Source organism: Psychrobacter cryohalolentis K5 (assembly GCF_000013905.1).
GTDB classification, from domain to species: Bacteria; Pseudomonadota; Gammaproteobacteria; order Pseudomonadales; family Moraxellaceae; genus Psychrobacter; species Psychrobacter cryohalolentis.
This window is the reverse complement of the sequence record NC_007969.1, coordinates 1,765,491-1,782,339: the sequence shown is the minus strand read 5'-3', so window position 1 is coordinate 1,782,339 and position 16,849 is coordinate 1,765,491. Positions and strand designations below refer to the sequence as shown.

The window sequence follows — 16,849 nt, the reverse complement described above, 5'->3', positions numbered from 1 at the left end:
CCTATTGACTGATATAAATGGTAAGTAGTGATGACACGCAATATCGTTTTATGTGATTGACATCCATAAAAAAGGCCATCGTTGGATGACCTTTTCTCATTTAAATGAATAATACCAGTTCAGTGTGATTCTAAATCACCCTAGAACCAATTATAGGTTAAAGAGGTGAAGAAGTTAATACCATCAGTATTATAACCCGGTAGAGTAATATATTTTTTATTCGCAATATTATTTAAACGAGCAGTCATAGATAGATTATCAGTGAGTTTATAGTTACCGCTGATATTCAATAAACCGTAAGAATCGACTAACTGTGAGTCTGTATTAGCGACACCACTATAATAATCACCAACATATTGGTATTCTGCACGAACATCTAAGCTTGGTAAGCGGTAGCCTGCATATACCAGACCTTTATGTTCAGGACGAATGGCAAGGAAATTACCATCGCTCGCACCGCCACTGGCATTTTTTGCTTGCTGATAGTCATAGCTACCACCAAATAAATAGCTATCAACAACCCAATCTGAAGTTAAGGTAATACCTTCAATTTTAGCTCTATCAACGTTTTCACTGCTACCGCCCCAAGGATTGCCAGGTGTAGGTTTTGCAACATAGCCAATTAGATCATCAACTTTGTTGTGATAGCCTGTTAGACGTGTCGACTGTAATACAGTATCGTATTCAACAAAAGCTTCATAGTTATCGCTGGTTTCAGGTTTCAAATTAGTATTACCTGAACCCGGATAGTATAAGTCATTAAAAGTAGGCGCACGAAAGCCTTTGGCGTAGTTGGCACCAGCGCGTAGGTTAGGATTAATGTGATAGGCACCACCTAGGTTGTAAGTCGTCTCACCACCATATTGTGAGTTGTCATCAAAGCGCACGTTGGCTTGAGCATCGAATTGATTTTTGGCCAATAGATAGCCTAAGAATGCGCTTTTCACGTCACGGTCATCAACGGTATAGGCAGTACTATCAAGCCCTTGGTTAAGGTATTCAAGGCCATATATGCCTTGACCAACTTGAAACTTATGCTGACCTACTAGGCTAACTTGATTTTGTTTGGTATCAAAAACACCAGGGAAGCTACCGTAGTTATCACTCTTATCAATAGAATGACCATACTGTAATTTGACAGAAGAACCAGGCATATAACGCCAATCAACAAACGCTTGCGCAGAACCGTTTTCTTGTTTTGAATAGGCGTTTGCTGCACCATCGTCATAATCTGTGGTCGATTTGCTATATAAGGCGCTTGCACCGGTTAACCATTGTTCATTGATACGCTGAGTTAACGCTAAGCTAACGTTATCGCTTTTAAAGCCGTCATCATCGCTATTATAACCATAGGCATTTGGTAAGGTCGCATTGATGCCATCCGTCTCATTATGGCTGGCTGATAAACTCATTGTCGTGCCATTGCCACTGTTAAGTTGAGCACTAGCGCCATATAGATATTCATTATGTGAGCCTATACCTGCAGTAATAGAAACCTGACTCTTTTCAATGTTTGAGCCTTTAGTAAACACTTGAATCACGCCGCCGATTGCGTCTGAACCATAAATACTAGAGCCAGAAGCACCATATAATATTTCAATACGATCGATTTGATCAGCAGGCAGTAAGCTTAATGTTGCGCCGCCAGCACTAATTGAGCTATAGCGTACCCCATCAATAAGCACCAATATTTGCTTATTATCATATCCACGCATATAAAAGTTTGAGGTGGTACCAGGCCCGCCATTGGTATAATGACTGATACCTGGCTGACGTTTGATGATATCAAGGGCATTTTGACCTTGGAAGCGTTTCAAGTCTTCTTGATCAATGACGCGAGTCTGAGCAATGACATTGCTGGTTTTAGTCGGTGTACGAGTGGCGGTGACTACAATTTTATCAAGCTCAACTTGTGGTAGCTCGCTATCACTGATGACATTGACGTCAGTAGCGGCGTTAGCGCTCATAGCAAATGCGCCAAATGCGCTTAAAATACACAACCGCAGATAAGTGGTTGAAGATGAACGTGATAAAACCATGTTGAATTCCAAATTAATCAAATAAAGAAGTTACAGAAGTGAAATCTGAGCAGCTAAAAATTACAAAAAGTAATAAATAAAATACATGGCGTTATTATCTATAAAAGCACCTCATTTATAAACCACTTTCACCTAATGTTTATTCATCATAGGGTGAATATTATTCACTATTAGCTATCTTTGATTGTTTTAAGCAAGGGACAAGCTATTTATCATTTTTTTATTCACTAGTGATATTTTTGACCATCATAATTGTTATTATAGGGCAGATTTTTCCCGTTTTTCGTTATGCCATTCATAAAGCCATGAGGTTTGTTTTGTTTATTAAACATCGTCTGAATACCACTACCGTGCCATCTTTATCGATGTCATTGATGAAATTACCATTAATCGTGATAACACTACTCGTTGCTATGGCACTTAGTATCCTCTCGCAGCCTAGTGCGTTGGCAGCTGAGACGAGCATACTGGGTGTGGGTGGGACTAAGACTGAGGAAGGGGATGGCACATCGATACCTGATTCATTCGGACGCGATACGCCTCGGCATACGGTGCAAGGATTTATTGCAGCATTGGGTGAAAATGATTATTTGCTGGCGAGTAATTACTTAAATCTATCTAAATCTGATAATCCCACAACCATTGTACGACAGTTCAAGCAAGCCCTCGATGCAGGTGGTCGTTTTCAGGCTGATCTACAGATTAATAATACGCCTGAAGGCAATTTGACCGATCAGCTACCGCCAAGCCAAGAAAATGTAGGTGTCATCAAAGTCAGTGATGCCAGCATTCCTCTATTACTTGAAAGAGTGGTGTCAAAAGAAGGTGAGCAATATTGGCAGTTTTCTACCGATACACTCAGCTCAATACCAGAGGCGATAGAGAACTATGAGCCGACTTTGGTTTCTCGTTATACCATTGACTCGTTGGAAGGCAAAAAGCTTTTTGGTTATCAGTTGGCTGATTTGGTAGCCGCTTTAATGATTACTATCAGTAGTTTTTTGTTCACGTACATCGCAGTATGGCTATTGTATCATTTATTAGAAATCACTTACCCTCGTGTCCGTGATGTACCGCTACCATTGCCAGATAAAGTGATATTGCCGCTAGCGGTGGTGATTATGGCGCTGATTTTATCTGAGGTGATGGTTTATGCGGGCGTGTCAGTGACCCTGCGCGAGCCTGTCAACCGTTTCGCCGAGATTGCTTCGTGGGTGGCGATAACGTGGTTGTTATTACGCATTATCGATGCATTATTTACCCGTGCAGTGAACTTAAGCTATAAGAAAAACTATACTGAACGGGTCTCAATTTTGGGGCTACTACGCAAAGTCGTCAAAGCACTGCTATTGATATTTGCAGTCATTGTCACTTTTGGTAACTTGGGCTTTGACTTAACGACGGGTATTGCGGCACTAGGTGTCGGTGGTTTAGCGTTAGCATTAGGTGCGCAAAAGACCATCGAAAACTTAGTCGGTAGTGTGGTAGTAGTGGCAGATTCGCCCGTACGTATCGGTGATTATTGCAAGTTTGGTACCTATGAAGGTACTGTTATTGATATTGGTATTCGCTCATCGCGCGTGCGTACTTTGACTCGCACTATCGTCACAGTACCTAATGGTGATTTTTCATCGATGCAAATTGAAAACTTTACCTCGCGTGATATGTTCCGCTTTTTGCATCAGCTATATATCAAGCGTACCGCTGATATCGATGTTGTGTTTAAAATGGTCAAGCACTTGGATACGTTTTTGGATGAGCATGAATTAACCAATCAAGAATGGAACCAAGTCAATATCTTAGAGTTGCGTCAAGATTGTTATATTATTCAATTGCAAGCCTATATCAATGCCACTGGTATCATCGAATTCTATGAAAAACAAGATGTGTTATTTGTTGATCTATTAATGCAAGTTAGAAAGTATGATGTAGAGCATGCCCTGCCAACACAGCAGCTGATTGTTAAGCAACCAGAGCTTCAGGCTGAATTAGATCATGAAAGTAAAGAAGGCGAGACGGTTGACAAGAAAGCTGATAAAAAAAATGCTGCTGCTGATAAGCCTGAAGCCGTTAATTTAAGCAAAGATGTGGATACTATTGATGATGAGCAGACCGCAGATAAACCCAAAGATGGCTTAAAAAAGGATATGATCGACAATAGATACAAACGCATTCATAAAAATCGTGGGTATAATTTAGCAAAACTAAAGTTCAAGCAGGTTAAAAAGAGCTTTAGATTCCCTAAGATATGAAGCATTTAATAAGATAGCCTATTATAAAGGCACTGCTTTTCTATTATTTAGCCAGCCGTAATGTGACCATAGTAGTAAGCTAGCAGCACTCCGATGTGGCGACCAATCTTTGGTCGCCATTTTTAATTGTTTTGGTGTTGGACGTTCTGCTAGACCTAGCAAATCCATCGCTGCGACTTTAATCGCCAAGTCATCGACCGCCAGTACATCAGCTCGTCCTAAAGAGAATAATAAGTACATTTCAGCCGTCCAACAGCCAATACCAACGACGGCAGTGAGTATCTCAAGCACTTCTTTATCACTTATGGTGGTTAATGCTTCAAAGTCGATATCATGCTCAACCAATGAGCGCGTATAACGAATTTTTTGCTTAGATAACCCTTGTGTTCGCAATATATCGTCTTCTACCTGAATAATCGTTTGCGGTGAGGTGAGGTTAGCATTAAGCAGTTTTTTCCAAATGCTGGAAGCCGCCGCTACAGATAGCTGTTGACCAATTATCGCTCTCATTAGCTGCTCAAAGCCGCCAGTATTACGTCTTAAGTCTGGAGCACCTACTTGCTCATAGATAGAAGAAAATTTTGGTTCAATAGCAATAAGTGCATCGATGTGAAGTTTTAGCTGTTCATTATTTTCAATTGTTTGAACGGTTTTTATTATTTCAGTATTTTGTACGTCCATGAGAGACTTGTCCTAAATAATTAAATTTACCTACTGAATATAGGTTAAATACAGCTATAAAAAAAGACTGCTTATTTGCAGTCCTTTTTTGTTCCTAAACCAAAGAGCTTACTCGCTATCAGGCTTATTCTTTTTTAATAATACCAATACAGCGCCATTACCACCATCTTTTGGCGGGGCTGAGCAAAATGCCAACACTTCTGGTAATTGACGTAACCAACCGTTGACGCAAGTTTTTAGAATCGCTTCACTACCTTTACCATGGACGATTTTTACCGATGTTTCATTGTTTTGCTTTGCTTGGCTGAGTAATTGAGTCATTGCTACACGCGCTTCTTCAATAGTGCAGCCATGAATATCTACAGCATCATACCAACGTAATTTACCTTGTTTGAGCTGGGTAAAAATTTTGTTTTGTAAGGTAGGGTTTTTATAAGATAAGTAGGCTTCACCAGCAACAGGGTTCAATAAAGCCTGCATATCTGATAAACCAGCGCCCAAGTCGCTTGCTTCGCCACCTTGAGCGGCTGCACGTTTAGACAGTGTCGCTGCATCAGGCTTCTTGGCTTTTGCTGCATTGGCAGGTGAACGTACGTTTTTATCGTCGAGTTGATTGACACCATTCATCGCTTGCATGAACAAGACTTTATCATCATCGATATGTTCGCTATCCATCTGTTTGACGGTTTTTTTAACTTGCTTTTGAGTCAATAGCGAGACAGGCTCAGTGGGCTTACCGTCGTCGCCATCAGGTGACACGGTATCACGACCTTTACTCAATTGACCTTTAAGCTCTTTAAGTTGGTCTTGCATTTCTTTTGAAAATAGAGAGTTTGACATAATAATTAATGTATCGTTGGTTAGTGAATAAATGATTAATTAAGTAAGTAATAAAGATAATGACTATTTTCATATTGGCTTTATCTAAACTATCTCACTTACTTTACGCCTGTGCTGCGACGCTCGCAAGTAAGGATTGTAATGCTTGTCCAGGATGATCGGTTTTCATAAATTGCTCCCCGATTAAAAAGTGCTGAATATTATGGCTTAGCATCATGCGGATATCGTTACTGCTGTGAATGCCACTTTCGGTCACGATAAGCGGTCGTAGCAAGCTATCATTAGAGTTAGCAGAAAATGCATCATCAATGGCAAGCTCGCGTAATAGGGCGTTCTTTAAATCAAGTGTCGTCTGCAAATCCACATCAAAGGTATTTAAGTCACGGTTATTGATACCGTAGATATTGTGCTCTGAATGTGGCAGTTGTAGGGCACGTTCAAGCTCTTCTGCCGTATGCACTTCTATCAACACATCCATACCAAGCTCGATGCTAAGCGCATGTAGCTCTTGCACCTGTGCATCATCAAGGCAAGCCATAATCAGTAATATACAATCTGCGCCAAGTAGATATGACTGATAAATCTGATAGAGATCAATCATAAAATCTTTACGTAATATCGGCAGATTACAAGCTTCACGTGCTTGGACCAAGTAGCTATCATCACCTTGGAAGTAATCGCGATCTGTCAATACAGACAGACAGCTTGCGCCTGATTGCTCATACTGCTTAGCAAATAAAGCCGGCGCAAAGTTGTGATTGATAATACCTTTAGAAGGCGAGGCTTTTTTTATCTCAGCAATAATACCGATATTAGCGGCGCGCAAGGCACTGGCAAAACCGCGACGAGGTTGTTTATCTGCCGCGACTTTCGCTTGTAAGTCCTCAAGTGATAACAGATTACGAGCAGCAGCAACCTCTTCATGTTTGGTAGCAACGATACGTTGTAATACTGAAGGAATATGTGAGCCAACTGTTTTGTTAGTAGTCATGGCGGTATCCAAATATGGTTAAAGATAAATAGTCTATGATGGCTAGGTTTATGTACTTATAAGTTAAGCATTGGCTGCCAATTGCTGCGTATATTGTGCCAAAGACTCAAGCTTCACTAAAGCCTCGCCATTTTGGATAATTTTTTGTGCTCGGCTCACACCGTTTGGATAGTTGCTTGCAAGTCCTGCAGTATATATCGCTGCGCCTGCATTTAACGCAATCATATCGCGCGCTTTAAGCACTGATCGTTCATGTGTCTCTGTGCCTGACAAAGCGGCACGTATTAGCTCAAGGCTTTGCGCTGGTGAGTCAACATCAAGCCCAATCAAGGTTTGTGAATCAATACCTGCATCCTCTGGCATCATATCATAGACAGAAATTTCACCATCTTTTAATTCAGCCACCGTGGTCGAGGTTGCGAGACTTATTTCATCCAAACCATCTTTTGCACCGACGACCATCACATGGCGCGCGCCTAGATTTTTCATGACCTTTGCTAAAGGTTCACATAATTGCGCGGTAAAAACGCCAATCACCAAATTGGGCGTACCAGCAGGGTTGGTGAGTGGACCTAAAATATTAAAAATCGTTCTAGATTTTAGCTCACGGCGTACTGGATTGGCATAACGCATGGCGCTATGGTGGTTTGGCGCAAATAAAAAGCCAATACCTTGGTCTTCGATACAGGCTTGCGCTTGCTCAGGCGTCAGCGATAGACTGATACCAGCTTGCTCAAGCAAGTCCGAGCTACCAGATTTGCTTGACACACCGCGGTTACCATGTTTGGCAACTTGTGCACCTGCTGCTGCTGCTACCAACGCTGCCGCTGTAGAGACATTAAATAAGTTGGCACCATCACCACCTGTACCAACGATATCGACCATATAGTCACAGTCTTTTGGGGCGATATTTGACGCTAATGCACGCATAGCACTTGCTGAGGCAGTAATCTCATCGATTGATTCGCCTTTCATACGCAGACCGGTCAAAATAGCACCCATCATGGCATCACTACATCTGCCTTGCATGATGATTAGCATCACTTGATACATCTCATCAAAGGTCAGATCAATGTGTTGAAAAATCCTACCTAATGCGGTGGTTAGTAGCTCATGGATACTGTCATCTGACAACTGATGGATATCTTCTGGCGTACGGGTTACGTTTGAAAGTACATTCTGCAAAGGAGCAGTGGTCATCATATTCTCACTTATTATTATTTTAAATTTTTAGATAATTTCTAGCGGCTAGCCTACCTGTGGCAAGTTATCGGTGTCTATAACAGCCAAATGATGCGCTCGTAAAAAGTTATTAAGCAGCTGATAGCCAGCCTCGCTTAAAATAGATTCAGGATGAAACTGTACCCCTTCAATGGCAAAGTCACGGTGACGAATACCCATGATTTCTTCTATACTGCCATCGATATGTTGTGTCCAAGCAGTGACCTCAAAGCCTTCTGGTAAGCTTGATTTATCAATGACCAGTGAATGATAGCGGGTAAACTGTGCAGGATTGGGTAAATCCATAAACACACCCTCTCCATTATGGTAAATAGCGGATAAGCGTCCGTGCATCACTTCGCTTGCTTTGACTATGTTACCGCCAAACGCCTGTCCAATAGCTTGGTGACCCAAGCAGATACCCAGTATTGGTATCATGCCTTTAAAAGTATCAATCAATTCAAGTGAGATGCCAGCGCTATCAGGGGTACAAGGTCCAGGACCGATAACGATGACGTCAGGCGCAAGCGCTTTTATTTGCTCAATGCTAATCTCATCATTACGACAAACGGTGATGTCCTGCTGCAATTCACCGAAGTACTGTACAATATTATATGTAAAGCTGTCGTAGTTATCGATCATCAGAATCATGAGGGCTTCAACTTATTGAGATGTTTACTGTTGGCATTGATTAATAAATTTGTATGGCAGTTTGCTATGTCACTTAATGTTAAAGATTTTATGGCATCATTATATTAACATTATTTTGTCGTCTATCAAATGTGATGATTCTATAGATTGAATGTCGATAGATAAAAGGATGTTTAATCGTTAATGGAACGGCAACTTGGCACCATTACCGCGGCTAAAAAAAGTATATTTTCAAAAAATATTTGTAAATGTTCCACTATGGTGCACGTGCACTAAATATATTCTTATCTATGCACTATTATGATGCTAATATTATGATATTGAATCGTCGATATTCATTGTCAGAAGCAAATGTGAGACAATATTTTTTCTGGAAGATTAGTCTGTATTTTATTTAACCGACTGTATTTATTGGTAATAAACTAAAAATCTGATGATCTAGAGTAATGAAACTAGCTAGGTTGGCATGGCTGTTGCATCTTCCTAGCATACAAGTATCTTGTATTGCCTTGCAGCACAAACTATTTATCAATCGGCGTCTGAAGAGTGCAACATTATTAGCGAGATATTGCTAATATAGCAATTGCATTTGTCTGATTGATAAAAATGTGTCATTAATAATAAAGACAGATACTGGCTATTAGTATGAATAACGAGTAAAAATCGTTATCTTCAACCTCAGCACTGTTTAGTAATACAAAGCCATTACTATAATTTCAGTACCATGATAATCACTAGGGAAACTATCTATGTCAAATAAACTACTTGATCTGATCAAATCATCCAACGCTAAATGGGTTGATTTCCGCTTCACTGATACCCGCGGTAAAGAGCATCATATGAGCTTTCCAGCTCATAGCGTTGATGAAGAATCGATGGAAGATGGCAAAATGTTTGATGGCTCATCGATTGCTGGTTGGAAAGGGATTGAAGCATCAGACATGATATTGCGTCCTGATCCTGATACGGCGTTTATTGACCCATTCTTTGATGCGGTTACGGTTGTTGTGACTTGTGACATCATTGAGCCATCAACCCTACAAGGTTATGACCGTGATCCACGTTCTATTGCGCGCCGTGCTGAAGAGTATTTAAAATCTACCGGTATTGGTGACACTGCCTATTTTGGTCCTGAGCCTGAATTCTTTGTGTTTGATGAAGTAAAATGGTCTGTGGGCATGTCTGGTGTCAGTCATGAAATCGTCGCTGAAGAAGCCGCTTGGTCAACTAACAAAGACTACGAGTGGGGCAACATGGGTCATCGCCCACGTGTCAAAGGCGGTTATGTACCAGTGCCACCGGTTGATAGCGCACAAGATATGCGTACCGTCATGTGTGATCGCATTGAAGATATGATTGGTGAAGGTTGTATCGAAGTCCATCACCATGAAGTTGCGCCTTGTCAGTTAGAGATTGGCGTTGCTTTTAACACCCTAGTACGCAAAGCAGATGAAGTGCAAAAACTCAAATATGCCGTACATAATGTTGCTCATCAGTTTGGAAAAACCGCAACCTTTATGCCAAAGCCTATCGTTGGTGATAATGGTTCTGGTATGCACGTCCATATCTCAATCTCAAAAGATGGTGTCAATACTTTCTCTGGTGATGAATATGCGGGCTTGTCTGAAACGGCATTGTATTTTGTCGGTGGTATCATTAAACACGCTCGTGCACTTAATGCGATTACCAATCCATCAACCAACAGCTATAAGCGCCTTGTGCCACATTATGAAGCGCCTATCAAGCTTGCGTACTCAGCATCTAACCGTTCAGCGTCTATCCGTATTCCGCACGTTAGTAGCCCAAAAGCAGTGCGTGTTGAAGCACGTTTCCCTGATCCAGCAGCCAACCCATATCTAGCGTTTGCGGCGTTGTTGATGGCTGGTATTGACGGTATTCAAAACAAAATGCATCCAGGTGAAGCAGCTGACAAAAATTTATATGATTTGCCACCAGAAGAAGAAGCACTAATCCCAACGGTCGCTGAAAACTTAGAAGTGGCGCTACAAGCACTAAAAGATGATCATGAGTTCTTATTAAAAGGCGATGTATTCACTAAAGAGATGTTAGAGGCTTATATTGCTCTAAAACAAGAAGAAGCACAGCGCGTCAACATTACTGTTCATCCAGTTGAGTTTGACTTGTATTACAGCTGCTAATTTATAGCTGATACGCTCAATGATTTTAATAAAAAACCAGTTAAGTAGATCTTAGCTGGTTTTTTTTTGCTCTTGAATATGTGTGTTGACTGAGCTGACAAAATTTCTGTGCAGACGATACTGCTTTAATATGAAAAGTAACGCATAATAGTTTCATCTGTATATTAATAATAAGTATCTATTAGGCTGACTGACTATGACTCTATTATCAAAAAGTAATCTTTTGAATAAAAGTGTGACTTTAAGCCTGCTGACGGGTTTTATAGTTAGCACGGCTAGTCTTTGGATGCCTGTTACAAATGCCGCTGCTATTTATAAAGTCATTGATGAGAAAACGGGTCAAGTCACCTTTACCGATCGCCCGCAGAACTACGAAAATAAACCGGGCAAGCAAATTAGTGAAACTTCTGTGATAACGGACACTCGCTCTACATCCAATAATGCTACTAATAACAGCACCGCAGTAGATAGTAATCCTATTGCACCTGCTAAGCCAATGGTCACTAGCAATGCAACACCGCCAGCGATGGCAAGTGCTTCAATCGCAATTCAAGCACCACGCGTCAGTTATCAATTGACGATGATTGAGCCTAGCGAAGAGCGTGCCTATCGTCGTCCGGCGCAAAGTATCGTGGTCACTCTACAAATTAAACCTGCACTACAAGTAAGAGATAGTGTGAGTATTACGCTTGATGGTAATGAGATGGCCCAAGGTTTAAGTGCCTCAATTTCTACGGTTGATATCCTACCGGGCTCTCATGTTATTCATGCTGTGATTAAAAACGCGAAAGGGCAGACGTTAAAGCAGATATCACGCACTATTTATGTGATTCAAAATACGCAGACATTGCAAAATAATAAAAAAATTGCTGAGCAGCTTTTGGCTTATCAGCGCTTGCCTTGGCATCAAAAGGTGTTGTTAAAACTGCGTCAAGATGGCAAACAGCCTAATATGCAAACCTTTAATAAACCACAAGTAGACACACCTATGACTCTTGAGCAACCAGCTATAAAGTAGCCTATGATGAATAATGTTATCTAAAAAATAAAGGCAATCACTGATATCAGCGATTGCCTTTATTCATACTCATCTTTTCATATAACTTTGACTGTATTTTATTTAGTCAACTCAATCGTACCATTGGCAGTGACTGAGATGGTGCTGTTACCAGATTCAAAGTTTTGGCTTGGTACAGACGCATCAGCACTCTCAGCTTTCATACTCATTGCATTATACATCGGGCGCGGATAATTGCTACCAGTGTTTAGATTGACATTGACGACACGATAGCCGCGTGCATCCCAAGCACGGGTCATATTTTTAGCTTGCTGCTGAAAGGCGCGAGAAGCTTCGGTCATTAGCTTTTGCTCTAGCGCATTCTTTTTGATATCTGAAACACCAAAGCTGAGATTTTCCATCACTAAGGTTTCTTGTAAATCAGCAATCAGCTGGCTAGTTGCGGTAAAATCCGTACTTTTTAGATCTATATTTGCCTGTCCTGTCCATCCAATGATTTTATTATTTTTATCATAGCGTGGGTAGGTACGCTGTTGCCCTGTACTGACGGTGACAGTTGGGTAGCGTTTAGCGATTTTCAAAGCATTATTAATCGAAGTGTTTAATGTGGTTGCTAATGCTTTTGCATCAGTTGCCTGTGCTTTTTTATATAAGCTGGCAGTGACCTCATCGTTTTGAATCTCTTCTTTTACTTCTGCCTGAAAAGTAAGTTGGTCGTAGCCAGTTGGTGCTGCATGAGCGCTTCCCATCATCGCTGTTAATAAAAGCGCTGTACCAGTGCTGAGAGCAGCTTTACTAGTTAATATGTTTTTCATCATAATCTCCTGAATGACGTAATTGTGTTTGAAGAAGTTAATTTGAAAGCCATAAAAATGCATTTTATTTATTTGGCATTTTTTATAGCATTTAAGCTTCTTAGCTAAAATAGCAAAATTTAAAAGTATCGCTGTGAGAATTTTGTCACTTAAGTTACAGGCGCATGTAGTATAAAAAGCGAACAGTTTTACGATTGGGGTTGTAATAATAAAAAATTCTTGTATAATCTGCAGCTGGTGGCCCCATTGGTAGCCTCGCAACATTGTTCTATGAATCCCGCCAGGACCGGAAGGTAGCAACGGTAATAGTTATAATGTGTGCCGAGGATGTGCTGATGGGGTCGCTTTTTTTTGCCCAAAATTTGATAATAAAATATAAATAAGCCCAAATATTGAATCCTAATAAGAAGCCCTTCATTATAAAGGGCTTTTTTTTCGCCTGTCTTTTATCTTATTTTGAACTTTTAGTAAACTATATAAGTTAAAATACAATACAGTAACTTTTATTAACAATAAGATTAATACAAAGCGTATTGGAGTCTGACGATGAAAGTGTTTGTTTGGTCATTCATTGTAGTGGTTGTATTTGTAATGATTTTTGGTGCATCAATATTTAATAAGTTGATACGCGCCCGTAATCAAGCAAAAAATGGTTTTGCGCAGATAGATGTACAGCTAAAACGTCGTCATGATTTGATTCCAAACCTAGTCGAAACTACAAGACGTTACTTGTCTCACGAGGAAGAGACGCTGATACGCGTTATTAGTGCGCGCAACCATGCTCAGAGTCTGCAGGATTCTAGCAAGCATCAGCCAGACTCGCTTGAACACATGGCGCTATTTGCCAAGGCTGAGAGTATGTTGTCCAAAGCATTAGGACAGTTCTCAGCGGTTGTGGAAGCGTATCCTGAGCTAAAAGCAGACAGCATGATTAAAGAGTTAATGGATGAGCTGACCAATACTGAGAACCGCATTGGCTTTGCCCGTCAGCACTATAATGACAGCGTGATGTTCTACAACAATGACCGCGAGGTATTTCCCAATAATCTGATTAGCACGACTTTTGGCTTTCGCCCGTTAAGCCCGCTAGTATTTGAAGACAGAAATGTGATTGCACAAGCACCTGTCGTCAATATGGGCTGATGTTTCATTACGTTCGGATGCCTAAATGCGTTTAGCTATTTTTAAGTCGGCAACTAGATGGATTTTTTTGGTGAACAGCGCACCCGTACTCAGCGAAGTCTGTTGCTCTATGGGCTATTTTTTCTCATTGTCTTTGCACATCTGGCAGTAGCGCTGGGTATCATGGCGCTGCTGCTGACGATATTTACTGGTGGCATTGATCATTGGGTGTTGATACTGGTTGTGGTCTGGATAATCGGTAGCTTTGTCATTGGCAGTTTTTTAGAGTACAGACGTTTAGAAGCGGGTGGTCGCGCTATTGCTCAGCGTGTGGGCGGGGTTCGCCTATTTATCGACCACAGCCAAGATGCGTGGGAGCATAGTCAAGGGATTGCCCATCAGCATGAGCCTGTACCAAAGGTTCGCTTCAGTGCACGCCAAATTGCGGTACGTGATGAGCGTGATTTCCCGCCTGTTTATCGTCGCTATTATGAGATTGCCCAGCAGCTAGCGATTGCTTCAGGTTTTAGTATGCCAATATTATATGTGTTGCCTAACGAGCAAGGCATCAATGGATTTATTGCAGGTCGTCATAGTCAAGATATGGCGCTTGTAGTTACTCAAGGCGCACTTGATAAACTGTCTGATGAGGGGCTATATGGTCTGATAGGGCACGAATATGGTCATCTATTACATGGTGATGCCAAGTTTAATCTACAACTAATGGTTGTGCTGGCAGGCTTACAATTACTCTATGACTGGAGTGATCCAATTTCCAATCATCGTTCTCTTGATACTGATATCACTTCCCATCAGTCTCTATCACAGAGACAAGTTGATCATTTTGCACGCAGTACAGAGGCGCAAACCGCCCATTTTACCACTCATAGTGAGTGGGTCACTTACTGGCAGCAGCAATCACAACAACAGCAGTCCTCAGCCAAGCGTCAGTCGAAATGGTTGCAAAATAGACCTGTAATAGATCGACAAGCACCGCGTAATATCTGGACATTACTAATACATGGGTTGAGCTTCTCTAGTATGGCAAGTGCCCAACTAATCAAGCACAGCTTTAACCGCGAGCGTGAATTGCTAGCCGATGCGACCAGTATACAGCTCACACGCTCGCCAGCAATTATGGAAACCTTGCAAGCCATTCATCAAGATTCCTTGGGTTCGCGCTTGACAGGTATCGCCGATATTAATGGACTTAGTCATTTTTTCTTTGCCAGTAGCGGCGCCGACCTAGGTGATGTCTCATGGTTTGCTACTCATCCAAGTTTGAGTGAGCGTATGAGCGCCATTAATGCCAATACTTATCACGACTTTGCCATACAAGTTGCCAAAGAAAAACGTATTAATCAGAAGAAAGTACAAGAAGTTTATGAGCAGCGCCGGCTGGGTGATTGGGGAGTAATAACAGTAAATAGCCTAAAAAGAAGAAATAATAGCCTAAGTACAGAATCGCCAGAAAAAATCATACTTCAATCTCAGTCATCACCTAGTATTTATAAGAACAATGATACAGAGATAAGTAGTGAGTTAGACACGGACTCAGGTCTTGAGTTCGCTGTAGAGAAGGATATGATAGTTGATGGGCGTTTACAAGTAAAAGCAATCTCTATTGGTACACGTCAGCTGATAAGGCCATGGCAAGCAAAGCATGATAGCGACCTGCTGGCAAAAAATTTAATCAGTACTGCTGATATAAACAAGGTGTCACTGCCACAATATGTGCTTAATCACAGTTATCATCCGCGGGGTGCGCAGGCTTTGATTGAGGCGGTGATGTTATGCCATCAAGGTTGCATATTGTCTACCACTGCCACTTATGATTTATCAGATATCTGGAGTGGTATTCCTAAAGATAGGGTAGTGACTACGACTGATAGTAGCTCTACGTCTAATGTAAAACCTCGAATTGATACAATGAGTGATCAGAAAATATTGTTGCATGCCATAGATCAGCAGTTACTAGAGGTGGTTGCTGGTATTGATCGGCGGTTAGATAGTGCTTTGATAATATTGGCTATAAAGCAACTATCCCAGCATAATTTATCCGAAAGCGTGATAAATGAATTACGCTTAAAAAGTGAAAGTAGTCATAGCCACCAAAGCCATCTATATTATAAACAGCAAACAAAATCTCGTACCATGCTGATGCGCTATCAGCATGGCATCACTCAGCTGTTTAAAAGCCAGTTAATCGTCGATTTGAGCAGAAATTTTGCTGATAATATAGCCAACGATGATAGTTATATTGATAAGCCTAAACCAGTATTCACGCGCTCAGAGAATACAATCTCTCGGTCACCGTCAATTTTGTCATTATGGCAGGCGCTGCACTTACAGCAACTACTGCCTATATTGTCTGGTGTTTTAAACCATAATTTATCAAGCGCCAATGAATCATGGCAACTGGAGTTACGAGCTGGTTTAGATGATATTTATGCCCAGCTTGATCCATCAGGTCAGGTTTTTAACAGCCTTGGCAACGCTGAAAAAACAATATTAACGCTACTAGCCTACCGATTATCAAAAGATGTCAAAGGTCAGGTAGCATCAGCTCTGAGGGATAGAAGTTTTAGTGTGTCCAATTATGTTGTATATGTACGCCGTCATGCACGCCTGATTGATATTGATTTAACAGCAGTGAGCGATGCAAATTTACAATGGCTACTATTGACTGCACAAAATTTAAATAGTGTGCAATTATTGGCATTGATAGAAGCAGTGCCTGTTTTTATATCATCAAGCATAGACAGTGAAGAGGCTGGTGATAATTATCAAGACAGGCAGCAGAGTGATGGTCAAATAGAGTATAATAGCGCTATAAAAAACAGCCATATTGATGATGTCATTACTGATAATCTATATATAGTTAGCAATTATCGTCAATGGCTAAGTACATTGCATACAGTGATGTTACACGATACGATAGTCAGCCAAGATGAATATGATTGCTTAACGATACTGGCAGAGCACTGGCTTGGTGTTAGACAGCTTTTTTAGGTAGATTGGACGATTTTATAGTTAGTGCGTCAAGTAATGGTTAACATC

Annotated in this window: 12 protein-coding genes and 1 other RNA gene; 6 read left to right on the top strand and 7 right to left on the bottom strand. The window is 41.0% G+C overall.

Annotated elements, in window-relative coordinates; all coding sequences use genetic code 11:
* Positions 1-140: 140 nt before the first annotated feature.
* A complete protein-coding gene (locus tag PCRYO_RS07385; RefSeq protein WP_011513778.1) occupies positions 141-2,039 on the bottom strand; it encodes a TonB-dependent receptor plug domain-containing protein in 1,899 nt (632 codons plus the stop codon).
* A gap of 305 nt (positions 2,040-2,344) precedes the next feature.
* On the opposite strand from PCRYO_RS07385, the gene PCRYO_RS07380 reads away from it, so the two are divergent.
* Positions 2,345-4,291, top strand: a complete 1,947-nt coding sequence (locus tag PCRYO_RS07380) for a mechanosensitive ion channel family protein (protein ID WP_011513777.1) — start codon at positions 2,345-2,347, stop codon at positions 4,289-4,291.
* A 21-nt stretch (positions 4,292-4,312) separates the two neighbouring features.
* On the opposite strand, the gene PCRYO_RS07375 is transcribed toward PCRYO_RS07380, so the two are convergent.
* The 5 genes from PCRYO_RS07375 to PCRYO_RS07355 form a co-directional block, all read right to left on the bottom strand.
* On the bottom strand, positions 4,313-4,972 hold the full coding sequence (locus tag PCRYO_RS07375; protein ID WP_011513776.1) for a DNA-3-methyladenine glycosylase family protein: 660 nt from the start codon (positions 4,970-4,972) through the stop codon (positions 4,313-4,315).
* Positions 4,973-5,080: 108 nt separating this feature from the next.
* Positions 5,081-5,812, bottom strand: coding sequence for a Smr/MutS family protein (locus PCRYO_RS07370; RefSeq protein WP_011513775.1), 732 nt, complete (start codon positions 5,810-5,812; stop codon positions 5,081-5,083).
* A 103-nt stretch (positions 5,813-5,915) separates the two neighbouring features.
* On the bottom strand, positions 5,916-6,803 hold the full coding sequence (gene trpC / locus PCRYO_RS07365; RefSeq protein WP_011513774.1) for an indole-3-glycerol phosphate synthase TrpC: 888 nt from the start codon (positions 6,801-6,803) through the stop codon (positions 5,916-5,918).
* 63 nt (positions 6,804-6,866) lie between these two features.
* Positions 6,867-8,006, bottom strand: a complete 1,140-nt coding sequence (gene trpD / locus PCRYO_RS07360) for an anthranilate phosphoribosyltransferase (protein ID WP_011513773.1) — start codon at positions 8,004-8,006, stop codon at positions 6,867-6,869.
* A 45-nt stretch (positions 8,007-8,051) separates the two neighbouring features.
* Positions 8,052-8,675, bottom strand: coding sequence for an anthranilate synthase component II (locus PCRYO_RS07355; protein ID WP_011513772.1), 624 nt, complete (start codon positions 8,673-8,675; stop codon positions 8,052-8,054).
* 749 nt (positions 8,676-9,424) lie between these two features.
* Between PCRYO_RS07355 and glnA the strand changes: the two genes are divergently transcribed.
* Together glnA and PCRYO_RS07345 are read left to right on the top strand one after the other, a co-directional pair.
* The gene (gene glnA, locus PCRYO_RS07350; RefSeq protein WP_011513771.1) at positions 9,425-10,834 is read left to right on the top strand and encodes a type I glutamate--ammonia ligase; all 1,410 of its coding nucleotides are present in this window, start codon (positions 9,425-9,427) and stop codon (positions 10,832-10,834) included.
* A 286-nt stretch (positions 10,835-11,120) separates the two neighbouring features.
* Positions 11,121-11,852: a DUF4124 domain-containing protein gene (locus tag PCRYO_RS07345; protein WP_226939347.1), complete on the top strand. Its 732-nt coding sequence runs from the start codon at positions 11,121-11,123 to the stop codon at positions 11,850-11,852.
* A 98-nt stretch (positions 11,853-11,950) separates the two neighbouring features.
* On the opposite strand, the gene PCRYO_RS07340 is transcribed toward PCRYO_RS07345, so the two are convergent.
* The gene (locus PCRYO_RS07340; protein ID WP_041753125.1) at positions 11,951-12,667 is read right to left on the bottom strand and encodes an SIMPL domain-containing protein; all 717 of its coding nucleotides are present in this window, start codon (positions 12,665-12,667) and stop codon (positions 11,951-11,953) included.
* Between the two features lie 244 nt (positions 12,668-12,911).
* On the opposite strand from PCRYO_RS07340, the gene ffs reads away from it, so the two are divergent.
* From ffs to PCRYO_RS07330, 3 genes are all read left to right on the top strand, one after another.
* An RNA gene (gene ffs, locus PCRYO_RS13010) (signal recognition particle sRNA small type) lies at positions 12,912-13,008 on the top strand.
* Positions 13,009-13,213: 205 nt separating this feature from the next.
* A complete protein-coding gene (locus tag PCRYO_RS07335; RefSeq protein ID WP_011513768.1) occupies positions 13,214-13,810 on the top strand; it encodes a LemA family protein in 597 nt (198 codons plus the stop codon).
* A 57-nt stretch (positions 13,811-13,867) separates the two neighbouring features.
* A complete protein-coding gene (locus PCRYO_RS07330; protein WP_011513767.1) occupies positions 13,868-16,801 on the top strand; it encodes a M48 family metalloprotease in 2,934 nt (977 codons plus the stop codon).
* Positions 16,802-16,849 lie beyond the last annotated feature (48 nt).

Excerpts from the sequence above, each read along its gene's own strand:
- PCRYO_RS07385 (WP_011513778.1), bottom strand. The coding sequence starts at position 2,039 with ATGGTTTTATCACGTTCATCTTCAACCACTTATCTGCGGTTGTGTATT.
- PCRYO_RS07380 (WP_011513777.1), top strand. The coding sequence starts at position 2,345 with ATGAGGTTTGTTTTGTTTATTAAACATCGTCTGAATACCACTACCGTG.
- PCRYO_RS07375 (WP_011513776.1), bottom strand. The coding sequence starts at position 4,972 with ATGGACGTACAAAATACTGAAATAATAAAAACCGTTCAAACAATTGAA.
- PCRYO_RS07370 (WP_011513775.1), bottom strand. The coding sequence starts at position 5,812 with ATGTCAAACTCTCTATTTTCAAAAGAAATGCAAGACCAACTTAAAGAG.
- trpC (WP_011513774.1), bottom strand. The coding sequence starts at position 6,803 with ATGACTACTAACAAAACAGTTGGCTCACATATTCCTTCAGTATTACAA.
- trpD (WP_011513773.1), bottom strand. The coding sequence starts at position 8,006 with ATGATGACCACTGCTCCTTTGCAGAATGTACTTTCAAACGTAACCCGT.
- PCRYO_RS07355 (WP_011513772.1), bottom strand. The coding sequence starts at position 8,675 with ATGATTCTGATGATCGATAACTACGACAGCTTTACATATAATATTGTA.
- glnA (WP_011513771.1), top strand. The coding sequence starts at position 9,425 with ATGTCAAATAAACTACTTGATCTGATCAAATCATCCAACGCTAAATGG.
- PCRYO_RS07345 (WP_226939347.1), top strand. The coding sequence starts at position 11,121 with ATGCCTGTTACAAATGCCGCTGCTATTTATAAAGTCATTGATGAGAAA.
- PCRYO_RS07340 (WP_041753125.1), bottom strand. The coding sequence starts at position 12,667 with ATGAAAAACATATTAACTAGTAAAGCTGCTCTCAGCACTGGTACAGCG.
- PCRYO_RS07335 (WP_011513768.1), top strand. The coding sequence starts at position 13,214 with ATGAAAGTGTTTGTTTGGTCATTCATTGTAGTGGTTGTATTTGTAATG.
- PCRYO_RS07330 (WP_011513767.1), top strand. The coding sequence starts at position 13,868 with ATGGATTTTTTTGGTGAACAGCGCACCCGTACTCAGCGAAGTCTGTTG.